The 24,098-nt window shown below is 46.9% G+C and carries 22 protein-coding genes; 11 read left to right on the top strand and 11 right to left on the bottom strand.

The window, feature by feature from the left end; all coding sequences use genetic code 11:
* Positions 1-23 precede the first annotated feature (23 nt).
* The 4 genes from DWW52_RS02535 (at position 24) to DWW52_RS02550 (ending at position 5,748) form a co-directional block, all read left to right on the top strand.
* Positions 24-1,397 (top strand): RagB/SusD family nutrient uptake outer membrane protein, encoded by a 1,374-nt coding sequence (locus DWW52_RS02535; RefSeq protein ID WP_118713886.1) that lies wholly within the window; start codon positions 24-26, stop codon positions 1,395-1,397.
* Between the two features lie 17 nt (positions 1,398-1,414).
* Complete coding sequence (locus DWW52_RS02540) at positions 1,415-1,618, top strand: hypothetical protein (RefSeq protein ID WP_118713887.1); 204 nt, start codon at positions 1,415-1,417, stop codon at positions 1,616-1,618.
* 19 nt (positions 1,619-1,637) lie between these two features.
* On the top strand, positions 1,638-2,918 hold the full coding sequence (locus tag DWW52_RS02545) for a hypothetical protein (RefSeq protein ID WP_118713888.1): 1,281 nt from the start codon (positions 1,638-1,640) through the stop codon (positions 2,916-2,918).
* Positions 2,919-3,111: 193 nt separating this feature from the next.
* Positions 3,112-5,748, top strand: a complete 2,637-nt coding sequence (locus DWW52_RS02550) for a zinc-dependent metalloprotease (protein ID WP_118713889.1) — start codon at positions 3,112-3,114, stop codon at positions 5,746-5,748.
* A 33-nt stretch (positions 5,749-5,781) separates the two neighbouring features.
* Here the strand turns inward: DWW52_RS02550 and DWW52_RS02555 are convergent, their stop codons facing one another.
* The 7 genes from DWW52_RS02555 to rsfS all read right to left on the bottom strand — a co-directional run bounded on the left by DWW52_RS02555 (position 5,782) and on the right by rsfS (position 11,723).
* Positions 5,782-6,468: an RluA family pseudouridine synthase gene (locus tag DWW52_RS02555; RefSeq protein WP_118714291.1), complete on the bottom strand. Its 687-nt coding sequence runs from the start codon at positions 6,466-6,468 to the stop codon at positions 5,782-5,784.
* 290 nt (positions 6,469-6,758) lie between these two features.
* Positions 6,759-7,574, bottom strand: a complete 816-nt coding sequence (gene panB, locus DWW52_RS02560; protein WP_118713890.1) for a 3-methyl-2-oxobutanoate hydroxymethyltransferase — start codon at positions 7,572-7,574, stop codon at positions 6,759-6,761.
* A gap of 32 nt (positions 7,575-7,606) precedes the next feature.
* Positions 7,607-8,278, bottom strand: a complete 672-nt coding sequence (locus DWW52_RS02565) for a phosphatidylserine decarboxylase family protein (protein WP_118713891.1) — start codon at positions 8,276-8,278, stop codon at positions 7,607-7,609.
* Positions 8,279-8,314: 36 nt separating this feature from the next.
* The gene (locus DWW52_RS02570; RefSeq protein ID WP_118713892.1) at positions 8,315-9,130 is read right to left on the bottom strand and encodes a phosphatidate cytidylyltransferase; all 816 of its coding nucleotides are present in this window, start codon (positions 9,128-9,130) and stop codon (positions 8,315-8,317) included.
* On the bottom strand, positions 9,117-9,326 hold the full coding sequence (locus DWW52_RS02575; RefSeq protein ID WP_118713893.1) for a putative signal transducing protein: 210 nt from the start codon (positions 9,324-9,326) through the stop codon (positions 9,117-9,119). Before DWW52_RS02575 ends, DWW52_RS02570 begins: the two co-directional genes overlap by 14 nt.
* A gap of 57 nt (positions 9,327-9,383) precedes the next feature.
* Entirely contained in the window at positions 9,384-11,357 is a 1,974-nt protein-coding gene (gene ftsH, locus DWW52_RS02580) for an ATP-dependent zinc metalloprotease FtsH (protein ID WP_118713894.1), read from the bottom strand.
* Between the two features lie 9 nt (positions 11,358-11,366).
* Positions 11,367-11,723: a ribosome silencing factor gene (rsfS, locus tag DWW52_RS02585; RefSeq protein WP_118713895.1), complete on the bottom strand. Its 357-nt coding sequence runs from the start codon at positions 11,721-11,723 to the stop codon at positions 11,367-11,369.
* Between the two features lie 329 nt (positions 11,724-12,052).
* Here rsfS and DWW52_RS02590 point away from each other — a divergent pair, with 329 nt between their 5' ends.
* Positions 12,053-12,436 carry a hypothetical protein gene (locus DWW52_RS02590; RefSeq protein ID WP_118713896.1) on the top strand — a complete coding sequence of 128 codons (384 nt, stop codon included), beginning with the start codon at positions 12,053-12,055 and terminating at the stop codon, positions 12,434-12,436.
* A gap of 153 nt (positions 12,437-12,589) precedes the next feature.
* Here DWW52_RS02590 and DWW52_RS02595 read toward each other — a convergent pair whose 3' ends face one another.
* Positions 12,590-15,856, bottom strand: a complete 3,267-nt coding sequence (locus DWW52_RS02595) for a hypothetical protein (RefSeq protein WP_118713897.1) — start codon at positions 15,854-15,856, stop codon at positions 12,590-12,592.
* A gap of 366 nt (positions 15,857-16,222) precedes the next feature.
* Between DWW52_RS02595 and DWW52_RS02600 the strand changes: the two genes are divergently transcribed.
* From DWW52_RS02600 to DWW52_RS02625, 6 genes are all read left to right on the top strand, one after another.
* The gene (locus DWW52_RS02600; RefSeq protein ID WP_118713898.1) at positions 16,223-17,314 is read left to right on the top strand and encodes an alanine--glyoxylate aminotransferase family protein; all 1,092 of its coding nucleotides are present in this window, start codon (positions 16,223-16,225) and stop codon (positions 17,312-17,314) included.
* Positions 17,315-17,573: 259 nt separating this feature from the next.
* Positions 17,574-17,891 carry a CCC motif membrane protein gene (locus tag DWW52_RS02605; protein WP_118713899.1) on the top strand — a complete coding sequence of 106 codons (318 nt, stop codon included), beginning with the start codon at positions 17,574-17,576 and terminating at the stop codon, positions 17,889-17,891.
* A gap of 13 nt (positions 17,892-17,904) precedes the next feature.
* Positions 17,905-18,510: a hypothetical protein gene (locus DWW52_RS02610; protein ID WP_118713900.1), complete on the top strand. Its 606-nt coding sequence runs from the start codon at positions 17,905-17,907 to the stop codon at positions 18,508-18,510.
* 204 nt (positions 18,511-18,714) lie between these two features.
* Positions 18,715-19,602, top strand: coding sequence for a tRNA (adenosine(37)-N6)-dimethylallyltransferase MiaA (gene miaA / locus DWW52_RS02615; RefSeq protein WP_118713901.1), 888 nt, complete (start codon positions 18,715-18,717; stop codon positions 19,600-19,602).
* A gap of 184 nt (positions 19,603-19,786) precedes the next feature.
* On the top strand, positions 19,787-20,572 hold the full coding sequence (locus DWW52_RS02620; protein ID WP_118713902.1) for a HipA family kinase: 786 nt from the start codon (positions 19,787-19,789) through the stop codon (positions 20,570-20,572).
* Positions 20,547-20,933 (top strand): DUF3037 domain-containing protein, encoded by a 387-nt coding sequence (locus DWW52_RS02625; RefSeq protein ID WP_118713903.1) that lies wholly within the window; start codon positions 20,547-20,549, stop codon positions 20,931-20,933. Before DWW52_RS02620 ends, DWW52_RS02625 begins: the two co-directional genes overlap by 26 nt.
* 285 nt (positions 20,934-21,218) lie before the next feature.
* Here the strand turns inward: DWW52_RS02625 and DWW52_RS02630 are convergent, their stop codons facing one another.
* Genes DWW52_RS02630 through DWW52_RS02640 form a run of 3 tightly spaced genes read right to left on the bottom strand, consistent with a single transcriptional unit; the run spans position 21,219 to position 24,095 of the window.
* The gene (locus DWW52_RS02630) at positions 21,219-21,776 is read right to left on the bottom strand and encodes a hypothetical protein (RefSeq protein ID WP_118713904.1); all 558 of its coding nucleotides are present in this window, start codon (positions 21,774-21,776) and stop codon (positions 21,219-21,221) included.
* Between the two features lie 15 nt (positions 21,777-21,791).
* Positions 21,792-22,496: a hypothetical protein gene (locus DWW52_RS02635; RefSeq protein ID WP_118713905.1), complete on the bottom strand. Its 705-nt coding sequence runs from the start codon at positions 22,494-22,496 to the stop codon at positions 21,792-21,794.
* A 30-nt stretch (positions 22,497-22,526) separates the two neighbouring features.
* Positions 22,527-24,095 carry a RagB/SusD family nutrient uptake outer membrane protein gene (locus tag DWW52_RS02640; RefSeq protein WP_118713906.1) on the bottom strand — a complete coding sequence of 523 codons (1,569 nt, stop codon included), beginning with the start codon at positions 24,093-24,095 and terminating at the stop codon, positions 22,527-22,529.
* Between the last annotated feature and the right edge of the window lie 3 nt (positions 24,096-24,098).

Here is a 24,098-nt window from a genome sequence, read left to right on the forward strand (position 1 = left end):
GTCTAATTATAGAAAGTAGATTTATGAAAAAGATAAGTTTATATATTGGTTTAGCGCTGTTTTTCACGCTCGCTTCATGTACCGAGTATTTGGACGTGAAGGACAAGGGACAAGTGATCCCGAAGACAGCCGAGGAGTTCTCCGCGTTGATGCATACTTATTTACGGAATATTGACGAGGGAAGCGATTATGCGATACTGGGGGCTTACGGGACGACCGTGTCCTATGAGGGGTATTCCGATAATCTCGACGGGGATTTGAACACGACGAACCGGGTTCCCTTGTATATCGGGGCGGATATTAATAGTATGACAACCCGTTATGCAACGCTCTACTCGATAATCAAGGATTGTAATATTGTTCTGGAGAACATGGATGACCGGATTTCCGAACTGGGCAAGAAAACGGCTGCCATCGCTTTTGCCCTGCGGGGAGTTTGTTATTACAACCTGATGCGGGGATATTGCGAGCCTTACGATAAGGCGACCGCCGTAACGATGAATGGGGTCCCGCTGGTAGAAAAGTTCGACATGGAGGGTAAACCGGCCCGTTCGACGATGCAGGAGACGATTGATTTTATCGTCGGCGATTTGACGACGGCGATCGGCATGAACCAGACGGATAAGCAGTATCGTTTCGATGTAAACGTGATGAAGTTCTACCTCGCCCGGACTTATTTTTGGGCGCAGGAGTGGGAACTGGCAGCAGCTACGGCCAAGGAGGTACTGGATATGTACCCGCTGGTAAAAGGCGAGGAGTACGTGGCGATGATGAAGAGTGAAGTCGAGCAGAAGGGGAACGAGTTGTTGCGTTCGGGGATTAAAAAGTCGTTGGGATATACCGAATTGGAATTCGGTTACGTGAAGGGACGTCCCGTTTCACAAAGATTGGTCGACCTCTTCACGGAAAAAGAGAATGATGTTCGCTATGGAATGTATTTCAATAATAAGTTGTTAAATAATAAAGTGTTGCGATCTGTTATCCGGAGTGCGGAGATGTGCCTGATCATGGCTGAGAGTTATGCGCATCTGAATAACACGAAAGATGCCCTTTATTACCTGAATCTCATTCGCTCGCACCGAATCGCACCTTATACGGATTACACGGAGGCAACCTTGCCGGTGGTTGACCCGACAGCCCTGATAACGACGGATGCCACGGGAAAGGCGTTGACTCCCCTGTTGGCTGCCATACTGAACGAACGGCGCAAGGAGTTTTATATGGAAAACGGCGATCGGTGGTTCGAGTTGAAGCGGAACGGGCGACCGGAGTTCTGGTGGGGATACGCCGGGAGGAAATACGAGACCCAGAAATTCCTGTACACTTTCCCGATACCCAAGGGGGACATCCTATTGAATTCCGCTTTGGAACAGAATCCCGGTTATGGCGAGTATTAAATTAAAAAGTGAAAGATATGAAAACATTGAAATATATAGCAGCCGCAATCATGATCGTTTTTGCCCTGTTCGGGTGTAGCGAGGACGTGAAAGAGATGCCGCCCCGTGTGTCGGATATTAATGACAACTTTATACTACCCACACCGCCGAAATTGACAAACGCGGAGAGTGACATGGTGGAGGCAAAAAGAGAGGCCTATTATGAAGTTTATGGTAATTAACAGGATAAAATAGCGAGTTATGCGAAAGATATTATTTATATACGTGTTGATGTTATCGGCTTGTTTCCTGACAGCTTGTTCGGATGATGATGACAGCACGCCGAGATTGAGTTTCGGACGACCTATTTATATATTGAGAGATGTTACTCCTCTAGCGGTAGAGTTGGTGGCTTCGGTTGCCCCGACAGAGGCAATAAGCGTTCCTATTGATATTTCGGGTACTGCCATACTGGATGAGGATTACACGATCGAGAAAGATGCTTTCACGCTTCAACCCGGACAAACGATAGACACGATCTGGATTACCCCGAAAGATAATGTGACCTCCCAGAGGGAGATTCGTCTGGCATTGAGAGAAGTGGCTGGGTATCAGCTTTGGAATAACCGGGTGGCGATGATTCCCGTGGAAACCAAGGATGTTTTCTCGTGTTCATTCGAGGAGACAAAGTACGACCTGAAAAACGAGGTGATCGTCAAAATGGGATTATTACTGAATGGGCAGATGTATTATACCTCGACGAATGAGGTACGTGTTCCCTTTGATATAGATCCGGCTTCCACTGCCGTGTTGGGAGAACATTACGAGATTGTCGGGGAAGCCCAGGAGTTGGTGATGGTCGGGAGGTATAAATCGACCGCCGACGTGACGCTTCGTTTCCTGAAACATGAAGAGGGGAAAGATAAGGTGATCTTCCGCTTGCATGAAGGCGGGTTGTTCGAACGGGGGAATTTCTCGGCTACAACGATCACGGTTTCCGGGCCGACAACGTTTAAAGCTCTGGTTGGGAAATGGGCGTATAACGGGGAGTTCCCAAGCGAGAGTTTCATTCGACGGATGGCCGGGTACGTTGACCCGAACGATTGCGACAATCTCCCGTTGGATAACAGGCTCACGGATATTATCGAGTTTGTTGCCGGCGCGGATAACACGTTAAATATTGATCAGGTGCAGGGTGATCTGACCAAGTATTTGCGGAATTGTAAAGCCGAGTTTGGGGAGGAAGGTCCTTGGAGACTTTACGAAGAAACCGGAATGCCGACACGGGACGTGATTACCTTGTATCTGGAGAAGGCGAACGTGAATTATTCGGCTACGAATATCAGCGAGCGACGGGTTTTCGTGGGTATACGGTTGTTGGACAAGAGCCAGACGTTGGAGTTGAGAATCGTGGATTACGAGCCGACGGACTTCCTGACCCGTTCGTATTATGACCAGATGCACCCCGGATGGGGAGAACCGGACGAGTTCCCGATGAAGGATCTCTATCCATTGGTGTTCCGGTTTAAGAAAGTTGAATAAAGAGTCTTAAAGTTCATAAGGTCCATAAAGTCTATAAAGTCCGTGGACCCCCGTGGGGCGCTTTCTTTACGGCAGCTTCGCTGCCGATGAATACGTCCGAAGGACATCCGTGACCTTATGGACTTTAAGAGCTCTTGGCTCGACTTTATGAACTTTATAAACTTATTATTGTCTTACCATAAAAATGAAAAGTATGAAAAAATGGATGTTAGTATTGTTTGTGGCTCTTTTCGTGCTGCCTTACTCGCGGGATGCTCATGCTGCAGACCGGAAGAAGAAAGGTAAAAATGCCATTACGGCTAAAGCCGTGGAGAAGAAAAGTGCTTATGACAAGTTGTTTCAGAAAAAGTCGTGCGAGACGGTGAAGAGTAACTTCATCACCTTGCACAAGGTGGATGGAAAGCTGTACTTCGAAATCCCGGTAAAGTTCCTGGGACGGGAAATGTTGCTGGCTTCCACGCTGACCTCGACTTCCAGTAACGATTTCTGCGACGTAGGATACAAGCAGAACGATCCGCTGCATATACGGTTCACGAAGATCGATAGTACGATTTATTTGAACGAAGTGAACGCTTACGTGACTTCGAACCCGAAAGAACCGTCGTTGCAGGTAGCGATCGACAAGAACTTTGCGGATGCCGTTCTTTATTCGTACAAGATTGCGGCTTACAATAATGATAGTACGACGCTCGTGATCGATGTGACCCCAATCTTCACAACGGATATGAAGGAGTTCGCTTTTCTACCGACGACAATTATGGGATTAATCCAGTTGAATGCGGTATTTAATAAAGACGGGGTGGCGCTGGGCGAGATCAAAGCTTTTGATGATAACCTGAGCGTGAAGTCCATGTTGTCTTACAAGGTGTCGTTAAAGTTTATGTCGTTCTCATTTCTGGATAACATGCCGTTGACAGCCACGGTGACCCGTTCCCTGTTGTTGCTGCCAGAGGAGAAGATGCGTCCCCGGATTTCCGATTCGAGGGTAGGAATCTTTATTACGAGCAAACAACACGTGTCAACGGAGAAGGATGGTATCCAAAACTACACGTTGGCCAACCGCTGGCGGATAGAACCCAAGGATATGGCTGCTTACAAGCGGGGGGAACTGGTAGAGCCGGTGAAACCGATTGTGTTTTATATTGATGATGCTTTCCCGGAATTGTGGAAGCAACCGATTAAGGAAGGGACGCTGAGGTGGAATGCCGCTTTCGAGAAGATTGGTTTTAAGAACGCCGTGCAGGTGCGTGATTTTCCGAAAGATGACCCGGAGTTTGACCCGGATAACCTGAAATTCTCCTGTATCCGGTATTTGCCCTCGACCACGGCAAACGCCATGGGACCGTCGTGGGTGGACCCGACAACGGGGGAGATTATCAATGCTTCGGTGTTGGTGTACAACGACGTGATCCGTCTGATTAATAACTGGCGGTTCGTGCAGACGGCCCAGATTGATCCTTCCGTGCGGGCCAGGAAGATGCCGGACGATATCGTGGAAGAATCAATCGCTTACGTGGTGGCTCACGAGGTGGGACACTGTCTGGGATTCATGCACAATATGTCGGCTTCTGCCGCTTACCCGGTGGACTCTTTGCGCTCCGCTTCTTTCACCAACACGTACGGAACCACCCCGTGTATCATGGATTACGCCCGTTTCAATTACGTGGCGCAACCCGGAGACAAGGGCGTGAGATTAACTCCGCCCGATTTGGGAGTGTATGATTATTTTCTGATTAAATGGGCTTATCAACCGCTACCGGAAGTGAATAACGAGTGGGAAGAGCAAGCTATTCTTGAAGGCTGGGTGGACGAGAAAGCCGGGGATCCCCGTTATCGTTACGGGAGACAGCAAATTTATTCCCGTTATGATCCGAGTGCTATCGAGGAGGATTTGGGCGACGATCCGATGAAAGCTGGAGAGTTCGGGATCAAGAACCTGAAATACATCCTGTCGAACCTGGGCGAATGGGTGACGGACGACACCGATTTCACGCACCGGGAGGAACTTTACAAGCAGTTGGCCAATCAATACTATCGGTATATCATGAACGTGATGTACAATGTGGGCGGTATTTACCTGACTGAGGTGAAGGACGGCACGAAAGGACAACGCCACGAACCGGTTTCGAAAGCGACACAAAAGGCTTCTTTGGCTTGGATTCTGAAAGAGTTTAAGACCTCGGACTGGTTGAGCAATACCGATTTGAAGAAAAATTTCGCCTTGGGCGTGGATATGACTCCCGTGCTGCAAAAGCGGGTACTGGATCAGCTGGAACGTTTGACGGGGAATATTATACTTTCCTCGCACATCGCCTCGAATCCTTACACGGTCAAGGAATTCCTGACGGATTTGTATAATGGTGCTTTTGAAAGTACGGTGAAGGGCCGGGCATTGACAGATGCGGACAAGATGTTGCAACAGTTTATCGTGGACGTTTCCAGTAGTTCGTTGAAAGAGGCCGGGGGTGGGGCCTTGCGGATGTTGACCGATGCGGCGTACATGCCCTCGGTGGAAGAGATTGCCGCTTACGGTCTGGATGAAACCGGGTTGATCTACAAGTATCTGGATCAGTTCCGCCAGTTAGAAGAGGAGAAGGGGAGTGGTTACGTGGCGCAACAGATGGCGTTGAATGAATTCGGTTACGGGTATGGTTTCGTGAGACGTGTCAACACGAGCGAGATTGATAACTCGAAGATATACTTGCAGGATATGGCGTTGAAGGTTCAACGTTTGTTGAATTCCAAAGTTGGCGGGGCCACGGGAGATTCGAAAATACACTATCAGGCCTTGTTGATGAAGTTGAATAAAGCACTAAAAGATAGTAACTGAAAATAAATAAGCCCGTATTAGCGGGCTTATTTATTATTTCAAACTCTCGTAAAAGAATTTCCAGAGGTTATCATTTAATGGAGGGGGAGCGGTAACCGTGATTTTCTCCTGTTTTACCGGGTGGATAAACGTGATCGACCGGGCATGAAGGTTGATTCCGCCTCCTTCGTTGGAACGGGGGAATCCGTATTTCAAATCTCCCTTGATCGGGCAACCGATTTTGGCTAACTGGCAGCGGATTTGGTGATGACGTCCCGTGCAAAGTTTCACTTCCAGCAGGTAATAACGTTGTCCGGCTCCTAGTAGTTTGTATTCCAGTATCGCTTCTTTCGCCCCGTTTTTGGGCTTGTTGTAAGCGTACGATTTGTTTTTTTCGGCGTCCCGTACCATGTAATGAGTCAGTCGGGCGTGATCTTCTTCCGGAAGATTACCGACAATCGCCCAGTATATCTTGGTGATTTCCTGATCGTGTTCCTGGAACATCTTGTTCAGTCTTACCAGCGCTTTACTGGTTTTGGCGAACAGGACAACCCCGCTTACCGGGCGATCCACCCGGTGAGGAATACCAAGAAAGACATCCCCCGGTTTATTATAGTTCTCTTTGATATAGGCTTTTACCCGCTCGCTGAGAGGTTCATCACCCGTTTGGTCTGCCTGCACAATATCGGAAACCCGTTTATTGATGGCGATAATGTGGTTGTCTTCGTATAGTATTTCCAAACCTTTCATTGATTTTAAATTTTAGTTGCTTTATTAATTAAACTCCTCCCGGTTACGCCGTACACCCTCTATTATATAAAGGGTGAGTTAGAACACTCACCGTTTTTGATAAGAGTCTCCAGCTCCTCCTCTGTTTATAGAGGAAACTGCCGAGTGAGCGAGGACAGCTTGGGAGCTTGCTCCTTGTCTGTCGAGCGGAAGGCGGTTCGAGACTGCTTCGGGCTCACTTGGCCGAAGGCCGGAGAAGTTTAGTTTTTATCTTTTATCTTACTAAAAAAGGCTTGCCTTTTTTAATACTGTTCTCTTTCGTTTGGGAAGTTTCCGCTTTTCACATCGTTGATGTAGTTGCTCACTGCTCCCGTCATTTCTGCGTACAGGTTGTGGTAACGACGTAGGAAACGGGGTGAAAACTCCTGGTTGATTCCTAGCATGTCATGGATCACGAGTACTTGTCCGTCAACGCCACCGCCCGCACCGATACCGATGATCGGGATGGTCAGTTCTTTGGCAACCTGAGTGGCCAGTTTAGCCGGAATCTTCTCCAACACGATACCGAAGCATCCCGCTTCTTCCAGAAGGTGCGCGTCTTCGATCAGTTTTTTAGCTTCTTCGTCTTCTTGGGCACGAACCACGTAAGTACCGAATTTATGGATACTTTGCGGTGTCAGTCCGAGGTGTCCCATGACCGGGATTCCGGCGGAAAGGATACGGTTGACCGATTCAACGATCTCTTTTCCTCCTTCCAGTTTCACGGCATCTGCGCTCGTCTCTTTCATGATCCGGATTGCCGAGCAAAGTGCCTCTTTACTGTTTCCCTGATAGCTCCCGAAAGGCAAGTCTACTACAACCAGCGCCCGGTCAACGCCTCTTACCACGGAAGCCCCGTGATAAATCATCTGATCCAACGTGATCGGCAGGGTGGTTTCGTTTCCGGCCATGACGTTGGAGGCAGAGTCACCGACGAGAATCACGTCGATCCCCGCATTATCAATAATCTGGGCCATGGAGAAATCGTAGGCCGTCAACATGCTTATTTTTTCACCCTTGAGCTTCATTTCTGATAACACGTGGGTGGTTACTCTTTTTACTTTTTTCTGAACAGACATGGTAATTAATGATTTACGAATCCGTGACGTAATTACTTGGATTCGGGTTCTTGAAATGTTCCGATAAGGGTTTGCGATCCTGTCACTTTCTGTCCGAGTTTCACGTCAATCTTGGTTCCTAGCGGCAGGTACAAATCTACTCGCGAACCAAACTTGATGAATCCGGCATGTTCGTCCTGGCTGGCTTTCCCGCCGACAGGAGCGTATGAAACAATACGTTTAGCCATGGCACCGGCAATCTGCCTCATCACGATTTCCTGTCCGTTGGTTGCCTCGATAGCGATGGTTGTTCTTTCGTTTTCAGTGGAGGACTTGGGCAGGTAGGCTGCCATATATCTTCCCTGGTGATATTTAAAAAACTTGATTATTCCGTTAATGGGGAACCAGTTGATATGAACGTTGAAGATGTTCATGAATATAGATACCTGGATACATTCTTTTTTCAGGTATTCCGGTTCGAATGTTTCTTCCACTACCACGATTTTCCCGTCGGCGGGGGCGAGGATGGTATTATTTTTCACTGTGATTTGCCTGTTCGGGAAACGGAAGAAGTTCACCATAAGCAGGTAACAGATTCCACTGACGATTAGTACGGCCCGGAAAACGATGATGCTAGGAATGAAGGCATACACGAGTACGTTGATAAAAGCAATGAGTACGAATGCTTTAAACAATAATATATGTCCGGCTTTATGTATCTTCATATTAATTTCGTTACGTTAGTAAAACAGTCGGCAAAGTTAATACATGAATTCCATATAAACAAAAATAGCGGGAATTGTAAAAATAATTGCGTCAAATCTGTCCAGTATTCCCCCGTGTCCCGGTAAGATATTACCCGAATCCTTGATCTCGATACTGCGTTTGAACATGGACTCCAGTAAGTCTCCGTATATCCCGAACACGACCACGATACACGAGATGATAGCCGTGTCAACGATCCGGTAACCCTCGATATAAGGGGCCACGCACAAGCCGACGACGATCGTACTCAACCCGCCGCCAATAGCTCCTTCCCACGATTTTTTTGGGGAAATCCGGGGGAAAAGTTTATGTTTCCCGAACTGGGAGCCAAACAGGTAGGCGAACGTGTCGTTAACCCACACAAGCAAGAAGGGGAAGAAAATAATCTCCGGCATCCATTTGCCCGATGTCATGAACGGTAAATAAATCAACAGGGTAAAAGGCAAGCTGATATACAGCAGGGCGTAGTAAGAGAACGCAATATTTTGGAACCCGTTTCCTTTCTTGCGATACAACTCGCAGATGGCCATGATAAAAGTCAACAGGAAGAAATAAAGGTAACCGTCCTTGTAACCGATGTAGTTGTGCAGGAAACCGACGGTGAACAACAGGCTCCCGCATATAAGACAGAAGGGGAGGTTGACGTGGACATTCATGTGCCGGGCCATGCGGCTGAACTCCAGTAGTCCTAAAACGTTGATAATAAAAAACAGGATGTAAAAACAAATGGGGTGTATGAAAATACACCCTGTTAGTACGATGACAAACAGCAAACCGCTGATTGCCCTTTTCAGGAAATTACTCACGATCATTGTATTCTTTTATAACTGTCTCGGCTTTTTGCAGATCCTCCTTGTTCACCATGACGTTGATTTCACCAAATACTTTGTAAGAAGAATCGAGTTGGTTGAGAACCACGGCAGGAATTCCCGCTTCAATCAGCACCTCTTTCATCCGTTCGGCGACGAATGTTTCAGTTGTTTCAAAAACAGATACCCAATTGTCCATAATCTTCGGTTTTTAAAGTTTATACTGTTTTACTGTATCGGAAATTCCCTTGTCCGCTTATAGTTCTTGAGGTTGAATTTCTTCCTCTTCGTCTTTCCAGGGACGTTTTCCGAGTATATTCTCCAAGTCATCGCTAAAGATAACCTCCCGTTCGATCAGAAGTTCAGCCACCTGGCGATGTTGCTCCCTGTGTTCACTTAATATTTGTTTGGTACGCTCGTAAGCTGCGGAGACCATCGCTTTGACCTCGGCGTCAATCAGCTCGGCCGTTTTCTCCGAATAGGGTTTCGTGAAGCTATAATCGCTCTGCCCGGTGGAGTCGTAGTAACTCAACATACCTATTTTTTCGCTCATACCATATATAGCTACCATGGCATAAGCCTGTTTTGTGGCTCGTTCCAGGTCATTCTGCGCTCCCGTGGATATTTGTCCGAACACGATTTCTTCGGCGGCACGACCGCCCAGCACGGAACACATCTGGTCAAGCAATTGCTCTTTCGTGGTAATCTGGCGTTCTTGCGGCAGGTACCACGCTGCCCCGAGGGCTTTTCCTCTTGGCACGATCGTCACTTTCAGAAGCGGGTGTGCGTGTTGTACCAACCACGATACGGTGGCATGTCCGGCCTCGTGATAAGCGATCGTTTTCTTCTCGCTGGGTTTGATTACCTTGCTACGGTTCTCCAGCCCGCCCACGATACGGTCGATTGAATCGAGAAAATCCTGTTTGTCAACCGCCTGTTTATTCCTCCGGGCGGCGATCAGGGCGGCCTCGTTGGCCACGTTGGCAATGTCGGCACCGGAGAATCCCGGGGTCTGTTTTGCGAGGAATGAATAATCAATATCTTCAGCCAGTTTCAACGGTTTCAGGTGAACCTTGAAAATCTCCTCCCGGTCTTTCAGTTCCGGTAAGTCCACGTATATCTGACGGTCAAAACGTCCGGCACGCAACAAGGCGCTGTCCAGTATATCGGCGCGATTCGTGGCGGCCAGGATGATCACTCCTGAATTCGTCTCAAAACCGTCCATTTCTGTCAACAACTGGTTCAATGTGTTTTCCCGTTCGTCATTGGCTCCCATGTTCGGGTTTCTTCCTCTCGCCCGACCGATTGCGTCGATCTCGTCGATGAAGATGATACAGGGGGCTTTTTCTTTCGCCTGTTTGAACAAGTCGCGCACGCGGGAGGCTCCTACTCCGACGAACATTTCTACGAAGTCCGATCCCGACATGGAGAAGAACGGAACGTTGGCTTCTCCCGCCATGGCCTTTGCCATTAACGTCTTACCGGTTCCCGGAGGGCCTACCAGCAAGGCTCCCTTGGGAATTTTACCTCCCAGTTTGGTGTATTTATCCGGGGATTTAAGGAAGGAAACGATCTCTTCTACCTCCTGTTTGGCCTCGGCCAACCCGGCCACGTCTTTAAACGTGATCTTGATATTGGATTCTTTGTCAAATAATTTTGCCTTGGATTTGCCGACGTTGAAAATACCGCCGCCGCCACCACCGCCGCCAGCACCCTTGCTCATGCGGCGCATGAAGAATATCCATATCCCCACGAACAGGGCGATCGGCAGGAAGTACATGATGATCTCGCCCCAGTTGAAGTCGTCCTTGTAGTCAATGACCACGTCGCCTGCTTCGGGGTACTCTTTCTGCGCTTCCTGAAGATTCTTCTCGAATTGTTCCAGGGTCCCGAACGGCACGTAATATTGCGGTCCCGTGCTTTTCTGGTTAAATCCTTTCGCCACCAGTTCGCTGTGTCCCTCGATCTTTTCGGGCTTTAGGACGATTTCCGCCTTTCCCCCGTTTTTCACGATGAAAATATCTTTTACCTCTCCCTTGGCAAGGAGGTCCGTTTTAAACTTTTGCCATGAAATCCTTTCCGGGTTCGAAGGCATACTGAAAAACTGGAAACCGATAATGAAAGCAGCGATGACGATAAACGACCAGTAACTGCTGAATTTTGGATTCCTGTTATTTTTCCCGCCTACCGGGGGAAAGTTGAAGCTATCTTTTTTGTTATTCTCAGCCATATTTTATTTTTAATTTTCTTCTACATTCGTTATTTCCGCGTCCACCCAAAAGTCTTCAAGTTGATAGTAATCTCTCAGTTCTTTCTGGAATATATGTACAACCACGTTTCCATAATCCAGAACCACCCATTGGGCTTGTTGTTCTCCCTCCACGTGTAATGGTTTTTCTCCCAGTTCCTTGTTCACCTCCTCGCGGGCAAAGTCCGTGAGACTGGCCACGTGCGTGTTGGAAGTTCCATGACATATTACGAAAAAACTACAGAAACAGTTCTCAATTCTTCTTAAATCAATCTTTACAATATCAACACCCTTGTTCTCGTTCAGCGTTTTAATTATTTGTTCCACTAATTTTTCTGCTCCACTCATTCTTAAAAAACTAATTTCTAATTAAAGTACAAATATACATTTTTAATTTAATCCAAACCTGTTTTGGCAAGTACTCTTCTTTGTTTTTAGCAAAAAATGTACCTACTTTTCATCTTATTTGCTATTATGACGATTTGGCAGCGGAATAGGTTTGTTTTTTCGCAGGTAAAATTCAAGAACAGGGGAAGAATTGTGAAAAGTTTTAATTTAAACTTTAATCTCTATTTTTAGAGCTTGGTTTATGTTTATTGTAATGTATGTAATATATTTTATTGAGTATTAATTTATTTGTATTTTTGTTTGTATTAATTTACTTAATACTAAACGTTATGAAAAAAATTAAATTATTGGTTTTAAGTGCCATGATAATTCTTTGTGGTGCAGTGTATTGTATCATTTTTGATCAATTAGGAGGAGATCCTTTGTTCACTTATTGGAATGTTGAGGGACAACCTGTTGGTAATCCTGTTGTATTACAACAGGGATCAACCACCGAGATGTATATTGAAGCATATGTGCTTTTAAATGACATTTTTAGTTTAAATGTTGATGCTGATATTATGATGGCTGACGGATCATATTATGATACAGGAATTCATGGGGATGCTTCAGCGTATTTAGAGAATACATTACCCGTAATGATTGGTGAGAGCCTACGTGTCAGATTTCAATTGCCTGTTAATGATGATATTCCTAAAGGTATGGCACATTAATGGTTAGATTTACAAATGAAACAGGATATATTGTTGCTGGAGGTAAGAGCTCCATTGAAGTTTATTAAGATTCTTCATTTGTAGAATAATTGAATGAAAGTGGTTTGTGATAAATATATGAATTTTTATTACTGGCCACTTTCTTTGTTGGTTTTACTCTATATAAACCCATTTTATAGCATCTCCGAAGATGACTTGGTTATCATTGCCGTCGTCACTGAGATAGATTTTACTTTCTCCGGGTAAACAATCAAAATAGCCCAGGGAAATCCATCCATGTTGTCGTTGGATATTATCGGTAACAACAATTTCCTCTTCCCCTCCCCGGGGTAAGATTTTGTATTTTTGCGGACCGCTTAATATAACGAAAAGTCTGTTCCGGGGAATATAAACGAGCGCTTCATATCTTCCTTTCTTGGGAAGCTGGGCACTCCATGCGAGACTGTAAGTGTCTGATGTCGCTTTTTTGTATAAATAACTTCGGGTAGACAGGCCATAACCGTCTTGAGTAACGTGTGTTTTCCACTTGCCGGTAGGTGTCGAGGTGTCGGATGATTTTATTCGTGATATAGATTGCATTATTCTGAAACCCTCATCTTCATTATCCACGATAATTTCATTCGAATCTGGTAAAAAGTAATCTTTTGTAACGGTACGGGTAAACTGAGACGTGTCGGGAGTAAAGAATCCGGTAGCGTTGAGAGACAGTTTGTTTGGCATATTTTGGGAAATGTTAGTATTCAAGTCTACCGTTCGCACGTCGTTTGTCAGAAATGCGAAATGTTTGCCTGTTCCGGCCTCGATTTTGTAACTACGGTAATTGAATACGAATTCTCTTCGTCCCTCCGCCGAGGCGACTCTTCTTGCTTCAACGCCTCCCGGTAATTCCGTGTTTATCTGAATATTTATTATGCCGTCTACTTTACTATCGTTGAAGATGCTGAATTCTAACCGGCCAATATATTTGTTTTTGTTTCGATTAACCCGGGCAATAGGTTCATATTTAACTAAGTATTTGGGGATTTGATTACGGGTATACCATGTGGGTAAGACATGTCCCCATCCGATGCAGAATTTCGTTTCGAATTCTTTTTCAAAGCGGTAAAAGTCGACTTCCTTGAATTGATGTCGTGTTAAAAAAGTGTTGATAAATGCCACGAGACTATCCCGTGGTATCCCTTCAAAATCGAATTGATCAACTAGTTCTCTGCTTTTTAATGTCCATATTGTGTTTAAGACTGTCGGATGTAGCGTTTTGTCGTGCATAGCCTCTTGAATGCTCTTTGTTGTTAAATAATCAATAGCTTGGCGTTCAATCTCTGGCGTGATAGTCCTGCGTCCTCCCTTGCTTGTGGGATTGTTGTCTTGCACGATCAAATTTATAAGGCTATTGATAAAAGGATATTCTTTTGAATATATGTGAGTTGTTTGGTCGAGAAACAAGGCTGATGTCTGGTGTTTGTTGTTCGAGCGTTCATGATCACCCTTGTAATATGAAAGGCCCAGGCGATATATTCCCAAGATATTTTCCCAGGAGAAAGAATAGTATGGACATTCTTCTTTCAATAGAAAATCTTGTAAATTTTCATTGATCCGGTATGCGGATTTTACGGGCAAGTAAATAGGTGTGTTGATCCCGCATTCCGGGAAAAAGACAAGTTCTGGTTGGACGAATTCGCTTCCTCCCCGTTCAATTCTGAAATAAGAGTCTTGATTAATTGGAATTTCTGTCAATACAAAACGATCGTAAGGATAGCTTCTTCCTGTTCCCGATTCGGCTCGGTATCTTAATTTTCGAATCATTTCTGGGATGGATAAATCCTGAACATTCGTGAGAGCTTTTAACAAATATTCGTGTTTCTTTAAGATATTAAGTTCGTAAGTAATCGAGTCCAGAACGATCTGGTGGGAGCTGTAGTCGCCGATACAAAGAGTGAGTCCGGGAAGCGGGTGTTCATTCTTGAAGATGATTTTTTTATCTAGAACACGGCTTTTACCCTGGGAAATGACCTTGTGATTTCCTTGGGAAGATACTTGCAAGGAGTAACGTGCGAAATTCTTGGGAAGGTTATGCTTTTGTTGGAGCGATATGGGGGGGACTGTTGTCGGGTACCATAAAACTTCTGGAATTAGTAACGTGAAATTTTCTCGCAGGTATGCGTGATTTTTCCCGAAGCGGCAAGCCTGGTACATTCGTTGGTCAAAACTGGCGAGCATTTTGTTTGGCACGTCTAAATAGCAGATGTTTTCATCTATTTTCCCTTCGTATCGCATGTGTATTCTTAGGGAATCCCTCGATGCTAGTGATTGCTGAACTAGAATGACTTGGTGTTCTCGCTTGAATGGTATATCTGCGTCGGCCTTTGTTAAAGAAATGAGGTCTAACCGGGGATTCAGGTAAAAGATAATTCTTTCGAGCTCGTTGTTTGTTTGGTTTTGGACGAGCAATTCACTGTTTACAATCATCCGATCGCCTTTTTGCTCGTACTTTATGTCTTGTGAAAGCAACGTGGCTTTTCCTGCGAATTCGTATTTATCGTATATTGTTGAGTAGGTCCGGCGGAGTGAGTAAACCTTTTGATTAGAGAGGAAATACGCTCCCCCACATAATACCCCGAGAGCCATAAATAATATCATGACGATCGTGTTCCCTTTTTTCCCGGAATGATTGGGGATACGGTTAAAATTGATAACCGTTAACTGGATCAAGCCTAGACCGAGGAAAAACCAACATCCGCGTTGCATCAGGTAGGATTTTAGGTCAGGATGTCCAGTGAAATCGGAGAACGTGTTGGGGAGGGTGATACCAAGCGGGTCGAGGAGGCTTTGTTGAAAATCTCGGATATACACAATGGTTGCGGCGATGTATCCTAGGAGAATTATCAAGCTGAAAACCTGATTTCTGAGCTGGTTAACCAAGAAAAAGGTTAGTCCGATCAAGAACACGCTTGAAGGGAGAATCATCGAAGATAAATAAAACAAGTAAATCGTAATATCGAAAGGTGCTGTAGTGGCAAAAAGATGGATTAACATCGCAATTACCAGGGATATAATGGCCGCACCCCCGAAAGTGTAAACGAAAGCTAAGAATATGCCCCACACGTATTCCTTGTTGCTTTCCGGCCGATAATATATGGCTTCCAGTGTGTCGATATTCTTGTTTTTGTACAAAAAACGACAAGCCAGCACGATCAACGGGAGTGTTTGAAACGTGGAAAAAAGGAAAACGTTCATGTATGGGATGAAAGAGGGGAGGTGCTTGAAACTGGATTGAGAAGGTGAAAGTAGGAAACTTTGTTCCCGTACCAGTACATACAAGATAACACCGTATGTAAACAGGAAGAAAGAGTATAATAGTTTATTTCTTAATAATAATTTGAAATTATAACGAGCAATAATATGAATATTGTGTACATTCATAATTCCCTTGTTTGTAGTTCGTAATATGTTACAATATTAATCAAAAATGTAATAAAATAAAAATGTCAGTACATTTTATTTTTATGAACGGTTTGTTGGATTCTTTTCGATCTGTGGTATTCGTGAATAGGGTAATTTTAAGAGAAGTGGTACATGGTTGTCCCTTGGAATTGCATTTAATTTTTCAGCTTAGAATAATGTTTTTAACAAATCTTTTTCTAGTTTTGCAAACCAGAGCTTGCGGTTTATCGTTTACCGAGCCATGGGAAACAGGATGATTTAGTTTGTTGGCTCGTAATGAGCGAGATAATATACTTGTCGAGAGTTTTGTAGGAGTTTTGAACGTTAAAGTTTAAATTGTTTAAGATGGAAAAGTACATGATACCATTGGTGCCGGGACCGGTAACAGTCCCGCAAGAGATTTTGAAAGTTGCGGCCCAGAATTTCGGGTCGGCGGATTTTGAACCCGAGTATTTGACCTTGTACCGGGAAACGGAGAAATTACTACAAAAGATGATGAAGACCCAAAGTCGGGTCGTGATCCAGACTGGTGAGGGTATGCTGGTACTGTGGGCGGCCTTGAAGAGCACGTTGAAACCGGGCGATCGGGTGTTGGTGCTTTCCACCGGGTTATTCGGCGAAGGGTTTGGGGATATGGCCAAGTCTCTGGGATGCGAGGCGCTTACCCTGGATTTCGGGTATGACGAGACGTTTCATGACTTTGCCGCTATTGAGAAAGCGATCGTGGAGTTCAAACCGAAGATGATCACGATGGTTCAGAACGAGACTCCCAGCGGGACAATGAACCCGGTGAAAGAGATCGGGGAATTGAAAGAAAAACATGGTGTACCTTTATTATGTGTCGACATCGTGTCGGGTCTGGGGGGTACACCTATACATATTGACGACTGGAACGTGGACTTGGCTCTGGGAGGATCGCAGAAATGTCTTTCTGCCCCGGCGAACATGTCGTTTCTGTCCGTGAGCGATCGGGCTTGGGAGATCGTGAAAGAGGTAAATTATGCCGGTTACGAGGCTTTGTTGCCTTTCCTGACAGCCCCGGAGACGGGTTGTTTCCCGTACACTCCCTACTGGCAGGGAACCGCTCAGTTGCACCGGGCCTGCGAGTTGATTTTCGAGGAAGGGCTGGAGAGTTGTATTGCCCGCCACGAAAAAGTAGCCGCTTATTGTCGCGAGCGTGTGAAAGAGATGGGATTAAAATTGTATCCTGCCGAGGATGCCGTTTGTTCTCCGACAGTTACCGCCATTTACGTGCCGGAACACATGACTTGGGAACGTCTGGATTCCGAATTGCGAGTGCAGGGGATGGTAGTGGGCGGCAACTACGGTAAGCTGGCTGGGAAAGTTTTCCGCATTGGACACATGGGGTCACAGGCGAACATCAACCTGATCAAGGAGGCGATGGATATCCTGGAGACAGTGGTACATGACGTGTAAAAAAGGTCTATAAAGTCAATGGACTCTTGCGGGGCGCTTTGTCCACGGCAGCATTGGCTTCTGCCAAATCCTGTCCGAAGGACACTTGAGACTTTATGTACTTTTCACGAGAAGTTTTTGTGGGAACGGCTCCGTGGTTGTTTTTCGGTCAAGAATAAAAAAATTGTTCTGGGATCGTAAAATTTACTGATTTTGTTTGCTTGATAATGATTTTAATTTCATATTTGCTCAAATTAAATGACCTGTTAAAATTGCGATAATGGAGATAATTGAAACGAGACAAAAAGAGCTTCCTAACGCAACCGCCGTGTTGATTTTAGGGATATTGTCTTTAGTACTTTGCTGGTTCGTGGGTCTTATTCTGGGGATCGTGGCGGTGGCTTTGGCCTCGAAGCCGAGGTTGGCATATTACGCTAATCCCAACGAGTACACGGAGTCCTCTTTCAAGAATCTGCGAGCCGGGAGGATATGCGGCATTATCGGAATTTGTATCGGGTTGGCTGTTTTAGCTTTTATGCTTTTGATGGTACTAGGTATCACGGCGTTAAGTGTCGGATCAATGTTTTTGCAAGGTTAAATTAAATAACAATATGGACTACAGATTTGAAATCAGTTTACCGAATAGTTCGGATTTTAGATGTGAAATTGCCGTCGGGGGTGAACAGACTTTCCAACAATTTCACGATAAAATTGTTGAGACGTTAAATTACGACAGTTCTCAAATGGCTTCTTTTTTCACGCTTGACCGGATGGGCAACCGGGTGAAAGAGATCGCATTGATGGACATGGCTGTGGAGGACGAGGAGAGCGAGAATCTTGTCATGGACAACACGAAAATCAGCGATATCATCAAACCGGGATGCCTTGAACTGGAATACGTGTATGATTTCTTCTCTAACAAGTATTACAAGGTAGAGTATGCCGGGGAGTATATCCGTGATTCTTCGGACGTGATGCCGGTGTGTATCGCTTGCGAGGGTGATATTCCCGAACAATTCTCCTATAACGAGGAGAACGAAAACTGGGATTTCGACAAGCCCGCGGAGGAGTACGACGGTGACTACGATGATAGTTTCATGGAAGAATTTGGTGGTAGCGGAGACTACGACGATGATGACCGTCAAGATCGTGACGGTGACGAGTACTATCGTGACGAGCGTTACGAGAGCCTGGATGATTATATTGACAGGCTTTAAATTGTCTTCGGCAAGTTAAAGTCTGCAGGTTAATGCCATCGCACAAGGCTGTTTCCACTATAAACAGAAAAGGGGCTGTAGATTTTGCCCGAAGCCGGAGAGTAACTCTGCTCTCCCTCTGTTTATAGAGGGAGTCCCGGAGGGGAAGGGAGTTTGAAAGATAAAAACTAAAAGCTTAGAATTTAGAATCTAAAATTTAATATCTTGAAGACGCTGATCGTATTACTTGGACCGACGGGGGTGGGGAAGACTGATTTGAGTATCGAGCTTGCCAGGTATTATAACACGTCGATCATATCGTGTGATTCACGACAGATTTACAAAGAAATGTGTATAGGAACTGCCGTACCGGGGCGAGAGCAACTGGAGGCCGTTCCTCATTTTTTTATACAGACAGAGTCGGTTCACGACTATTTTAATTGTTGGGAGTTCGAGCAGCAGGCCCTTCGTAAAATACGGGAGTTGTTCGAGGAGAGAGAGGTCGTCGTCATGGCGGGCGGTTCGATGATGTACATTGATGCCGTGTGTAAGGGAATCGACGAGATGCCGACCGTTGACGAGGAGGTGCGCCGGTCCGTGAAGGAGATGCATGAGCGGGAGGGAATCGAGGCGTTGCGCCTGTTGTTGAAGAAACTGGACCCCGTGTCGTACGGTACGGTCGACCTGAAGAATGCCAAACGAATTATGCACGCCTTGGAAGTCTGCCTGACGACCGGGCAACCTTACTCTTCTTTCCTAACCGGAAGCGTGAAGGAGCGGGAGTTCGCTATCGTGAAAATCGGCTTGAACCGCGACCGGGAGGAGTTGTTCGACCGTATCAATCACCGAGTGGACCAGATGGTGGTGGACGGGATGGAAGCCGAGGCCCGTGCGCTTTACCCCTTGCGTCACTTGAACGCCTTGAACACCGTGGGTTACAAGGAGTGGTTCGATTACTTCGACGGCAAGTTCGACCGGGAGGAAGCCATTCGTTTGATCAAACGTAATACCCGTCGTTACGCCAAGAAACAACTCACTTGGTACCGTAACTCCCCGGAAATCCACTGGTTTCATCCCTCTCAGAAAGAAGAAATCTTACGAGTTTTAGAATAAGTCGATAAGGTTCATAAACTTTATAAACCTTATGAACTTTACAAATCTATATGCTGGCTATCCGAACCGCAGTATAGAGTTGAGGCGTTTGCCCGGGTTTGTTTATCTTTCCGCATAAGGAGGGGGTAGGTCATTTTCAATTTTGAATTGTTTCCTTATCTTTGTTGTTAAAAGGGGAGAGAATATGGAATTACGAATGGAAAATGTGACGAGGTATATCATGCCTTTGCGGGAAGGTGGTTCGTTGCCGGCTTTGGCAGAGGCGGGTGACGGGTTCAAGTACGTGGTGAAGTTCCGGGGGGCCGGGCACGGGACGAAGGCTCTGATTGCCGAGTTGATTGGCGGGGAGGTGGCCCGTGTGTTGGGATTGCGTGTTCCTGAACTCGTGTTCCTGCAACTTGACGAGGCTTTCGGGCAGGCGGAAGGGGACGAGGAGATTCAGGATTTACTGAAGGCGAGCCGGGGATTGAACCTGGGGTTGCATTTCCTGTCGGGTGCGCTGGCTTTCGATCCCACGGTGAATGCGGTCGATGCGGAGTTGGCCTCGAAGATCGTTTGGCTCGATGCCTTGTTGACGAATATAGACCGGACGATTCGCAACACGAATCTGCTGATGTGGTACAAAGAGTTGTGGCTGATTGATCACGGTTCGTCGCTCTATTTCCATTACTCGTGGACAAACTGGCAGAAGCATGCTTTTGGCCCGTTTGCGGAAGTGAAGAATCACGTCTTGTTGCCGCAGGCGAGCTTGTTGACGGAGGTGGATGCGGGGTTGAAGGCGCTGCTCACGCCAGGGAAAATCCGGGAGATTGTGGGGTTGATTCCCGACGATTGGTTGAACTGGAACGATCCGGGTATATCGAACGAGGAGATTCGCGACACGTACGCCCGTTTCTTGACGGAGCGGGTGGCACATTCGGATATATTTATAAAAGAAGCCCAACATGCCAGAGGAGAGATATTTGTATGAATACGCGGTTATCCGGGTAGTGCCGCGGGTGGAACGAGAGGAGTTTATTAACGTGGGGATCATCCTGTTTTCCAAGCGGAAGAAGTTCCTGCGGGCGAAATACATGCTTCACGAGGCCAAGTTGAAGATGTTGTTCCCGGAAATAGACATCGGCGTGATCCGGGAGAACCTGCGGGTGTACGATCAGGTTTGTTCGGGTTCCCGTGACGGGGGACCGATCGCCGGGTTGGATATCCCGGAACGTTTTCGCTGGCTTACGGCCGTCCGCAGCACGGTTATCCAAACCTCGCGCCCGCATCCCGGTTTACTGACCGATCCGGAGGTGACGTTCGAGAGGTTGTTCGAGGAGTTTGTGGAGTGAAAGCGTCAAAACGCTTTCACTCTAGTCCATAAAGTCGAGCCGAAGGCTCCTAAAGTCCATAAAGTCTATAAAGTCCATAAAGTCTGTGGACCCCTGCGGGGCGTTTTGTCAACAGCAGCTTGTACTGCTGAATCACGGAATCGGGAATCACTCAATCTAAAATCTAAAAGTCCATAAAGTTACGGGTGTCCTTCGGACGGGGTTTAACGGTAGCCGAAGCTGCCGTGAATAAAGCGCCCCGCAGGGGTCCATGACTTTATGGACTCAAGAGCCTTCGACTCGGACTTATTTCACGATTATCGTGAAACAGTCCTCCACGTCTTTGGAGTAGCCTTCGTTGCTAAAATTCAGCGAGATTACGTAGCGCCCGATGGGAATGTTGTGTTTTAGGGGTACTTCAAAGGTTCCGTCACCGTAGACTTTCAGGTATTCACGCATCTTGACGGCGTTTCCTGCGGTCGTTTTGATTTCTTTGATGGAGACGTGAATCTGGTTCGTTCCGTCAACTCCTTCGATGGGGTTGCTTACCCAGGGTTGTCCCCATTGAGATCGCTGATAGTCTTCGCCGGCCCCGACCTCGATGATTTGTGTCGGGTAGATTCCCCAGCTGGTGAGTTTTTCCGGTGTGTAATATTCGGGGTCTTCTTCCAGTAGTTCGTAATATATCGGGTTGTCGACTTCTTCCAATCTGGGGGGTGTGACATCCAGTTCTTTTTTCACGACCATGGAATCGGGGTTATAGCTTGCGTTTTCCGTTTGCAGAAAACCGATGGTTACATCCTGACAGCCAGTCACGAGGTATGCGGCAAGGATAAATGTTCCTAGTATGATTAAGTTTTTCATCGTTTCGAGTTTTAATTAGATTTTTCCCAACACGTAGTTGTAGTTTAATGCGTGAACCACGCCGTTTAGTGGTTGAATGTCCGGGGTTGCCAACGGCACCATTTCCATGACGTCGAAGGAGTAGAGGTACATGAAGATGGCCCCGGCGTCGGGCACGCCTCCATAGTTGGTTTGTTCGCGGTAGGCGCGTAGTTTGTTTCCGCTTTCAGCCGTGAGGTCGGTACCCCCGGTTTGTTCTTCCGCCTCGATGTCGTGGTTCCGGTCGCGGAAGGCGATATCGTCTTTCAGGTGTTTACCTTTGATGACGTGGCGTAATACCATTTCCCGGCACCAGTCCTTGTCGAGAGCTTGTACCAGACGTTCCGGGTGATCTTTCTCATCGTCGGTGAGGGCTCTCCAGCGATCGGGTTCCCCGGGGAATTGTTCTCTCCCAGTGGCTTGATCCCACACGTGGCGAAGGATGGAGAGGGACGGGGGAGCGAAGAAGGTGATTTCCTTGTAGGCCGGGTCGGTTCCCTCGAAAAGGTCCGTGAGCCCGGCCCGCTCGATTAGCTCGACCGTTAGTTTCCAATTTGCAGTATCCCCTCGTAAATAGTCCATGATGCTACAATCGTGATAAGGCGAACAGATGCCCGTGTCCAGCCAGTCTTGTTTGGTGTCACAAGCGGAGAATCCTATCAGAATGAGCGCGTAAACGAATGTATATTTGATTGCTTTCATTATCTCTCTTTGTTTAGATGGTGGATTTTATTATTGTCGTTTCAGCCAGTAGGTGTTTTGGCGCATCAAGGGGTTGTCCCAAAACAGGGCGCTTTCGAGCGAGTTGAAGAACACGCCGTCGACCACGTCCTGATCGGAGACGTTCCGGAAGTTGCCATAGAGTTCGGTTTTGTAATACCCGTTGCGCAGCACGTCGAAGTAGCGACTGCCTTCCATTAGCAGTTCTTTCTCCCGTTCCTTGAATATGGCGTAGCGTAGGTTCCCGTCGTACTCGGATTCGTCATATCGTTGGGCGTTCGCTCGGTCCCGGATCGTGTTCAAGTCGGCGATGGCTCCCGTCCTGTCGTTCAGCCGGGCCCGGCATTCGGCGCGTAATAGGTAGATGTCGGCCAATCTCCAGAATAGTTTGTTCTGGTCGAAGTTGATGAAATTCCCGGCCTGCCACCCATCGGTCGCTACCCGTGCGTAACGCCATTTGTAGGGATAGGCGTATCCCCCGGTGATTTCCTCGCTTTCCTGTTCCATGGTTTCGAATTCGTAGAACCAGGCGTCCCGGCGCGAATCGTGCACGGTGATGTTGCTTACCGTGTATTCTTTGAACATTTCGCGTACGGTGGAGTTTAATATCCGGTAGTATGTTTTCTTGTTGTCACCGGTTTTTTTACCCGTGATGGCTGGGTAGGCTTCGTAATGGCGTCCAAGGTTTGTCCAGTTTGATTCGTTCATTTCGTCAAACTCGTTCCAGTATCCCCGGAAGACGCTTTCGAAGATACATTCTTTGCCGCCGTCCACGAATGTTTTGGTGCATACCTCGTCGGGGGTCGCTTCGAGATCGTAGATGTCGCGCCTGTTTATGATTGCCGTGCAGGCGGAATCGGCCGCCCGCCAGAGTTGTTGTTCGTCGTAGTCCCGGTCTTCCGGCAGAGCCATGTATTTGCATCCCGCTTTCCACGCGCATAAATGGGCCAGTACCGCTTGTGCGGCTCCTTTGCACGGGCGGGCGCGGTGAGTTACCGGGTTACCGTTGCATTCTTTCAATTTGTCCCATTCCGGCAGGAGGCGTATCGCTTCTCTGGCTAGGCTGATGGCGTGGTCGGCTACCTTGGGCCAGGAGGTTTTGCCGATCGGTTTCAGTTCGACTTCATCCCGGATTAGCACGCAGTCACCCCAGCGACGGATTAAATCCAGGTAGATGAACGCTTTGAAGAAGGAGATTTCCCCCCTGTAAAAGTCCCGTCTTTCTTGCGGCATTTCTACTTTGTCGAGATAGGGTAACGGGACGTTGGCGGACGCTATGACGTTGTAGTTCCACGACCATTGGCCTTCGTAATACAGGGGATTTTGTTCGACCAGTAAATCATCGGAATTGGCTGAACGATAATCCGAGTATTCCCCTCGTGTTTGCGGTTGCCAGGAGGCGGCAGTCATGTTTACCCGCAGGCTTTGTTCGGTCCCGAACAAGGCGGCTTCGATGTCTTTCTCTGTGTCGAAGGCGTTTTCGAAGGTGACGGAGTTTTCCGGTCTTAGTTCAATCCAGTCCTCGCAGGATAGTGTTATGAATGCCACGAGGAACGTTAAAATGATGTATCGTATTTTCATCGT

The organism is Odoribacter sp. AF15-53 (assembly GCF_003479425.1).
Classification (GTDB): Bacteria; Bacteroidota; Bacteroidia; order Bacteroidales; family Marinifilaceae; genus Butyricimonas.

Bases quoted from the DNA above. Each gene is read 5' to 3' on its own strand.
- DWW52_RS02535 (WP_118713886.1), top strand. From the start codon at position 24: ATGAAAAAGATAAGTTTATATATTGGTTTAGCGCTGTTTTTCACGCTC.
- DWW52_RS02620 (WP_118713902.1), top strand. From the start codon at position 19,787: ATGGAATTACGAATGGAAAATGTGACGAGGTATATCATGCCTTTGCGG.
- DWW52_RS02540 (WP_118713887.1), top strand. From the start codon at position 1,415: ATGAAAACATTGAAATATATAGCAGCCGCAATCATGATCGTTTTTGCC.
- DWW52_RS02640 (WP_118713906.1), bottom strand. From the start codon at position 24,095: ATGAAAATACGATACATCATTTTAACGTTCCTCGTGGCATTCATAACA.
- DWW52_RS02565 (WP_118713891.1), bottom strand. From the start codon at position 8,278: ATGAAGATACATAAAGCCGGACATATATTATTGTTTAAAGCATTCGTA.
- DWW52_RS02635 (WP_118713905.1), bottom strand. From the start codon at position 22,496: ATGAAAGCAATCAAATATACATTCGTTTACGCGCTCATTCTGATAGGA.
- DWW52_RS02590 (WP_118713896.1), top strand. From the start codon at position 12,053: ATGAAAAAAATTAAATTATTGGTTTTAAGTGCCATGATAATTCTTTGT.
- ftsH (WP_118713894.1), bottom strand. From the start codon at position 11,357: ATGGCTGAGAATAACAAAAAAGATAGCTTCAACTTTCCCCCGGTAGGC.
- DWW52_RS02625 (WP_118713903.1), top strand. From the start codon at position 20,547: ATGCCAGAGGAGAGATATTTGTATGAATACGCGGTTATCCGGGTAGTG.
- DWW52_RS02600 (WP_118713898.1), top strand. From the start codon at position 16,223: ATGGAAAAGTACATGATACCATTGGTGCCGGGACCGGTAACAGTCCCG.
- DWW52_RS02630 (WP_118713904.1), bottom strand. From the start codon at position 21,776: ATGAAAAACTTAATCATACTAGGAACATTTATCCTTGCCGCATACCTC.
- DWW52_RS02545 (WP_118713888.1), top strand. From the start codon at position 1,638: ATGCGAAAGATATTATTTATATACGTGTTGATGTTATCGGCTTGTTTC.
- panB (WP_118713890.1), bottom strand. From the start codon at position 7,574: ATGTCTGTTCAGAAAAAAGTAAAAAGAGTAACCACCCACGTGTTATCA.
- DWW52_RS02550 (WP_118713889.1), top strand. From the start codon at position 3,112: ATGAAAAAATGGATGTTAGTATTGTTTGTGGCTCTTTTCGTGCTGCCT.
- DWW52_RS02595 (WP_118713897.1), bottom strand. From the start codon at position 15,856: ATGAATGTACACAATATTCATATTATTGCTCGTTATAATTTCAAATTA.
- rsfS (WP_118713895.1), bottom strand. From the start codon at position 11,723: ATGAGTGGAGCAGAAAAATTAGTGGAACAAATAATTAAAACGCTGAAC.
- DWW52_RS02605 (WP_118713899.1), top strand. From the start codon at position 17,574: ATGGAGATAATTGAAACGAGACAAAAAGAGCTTCCTAACGCAACCGCC.
- DWW52_RS02610 (WP_118713900.1), top strand. From the start codon at position 17,905: ATGGACTACAGATTTGAAATCAGTTTACCGAATAGTTCGGATTTTAGA.
- DWW52_RS02570 (WP_118713892.1), bottom strand. From the start codon at position 9,130: ATGATCGTGAGTAATTTCCTGAAAAGGGCAATCAGCGGTTTGCTGTTT.
- DWW52_RS02575 (WP_118713893.1), bottom strand. From the start codon at position 9,326: ATGGACAATTGGGTATCTGTTTTTGAAACAACTGAAACATTCGTCGCC.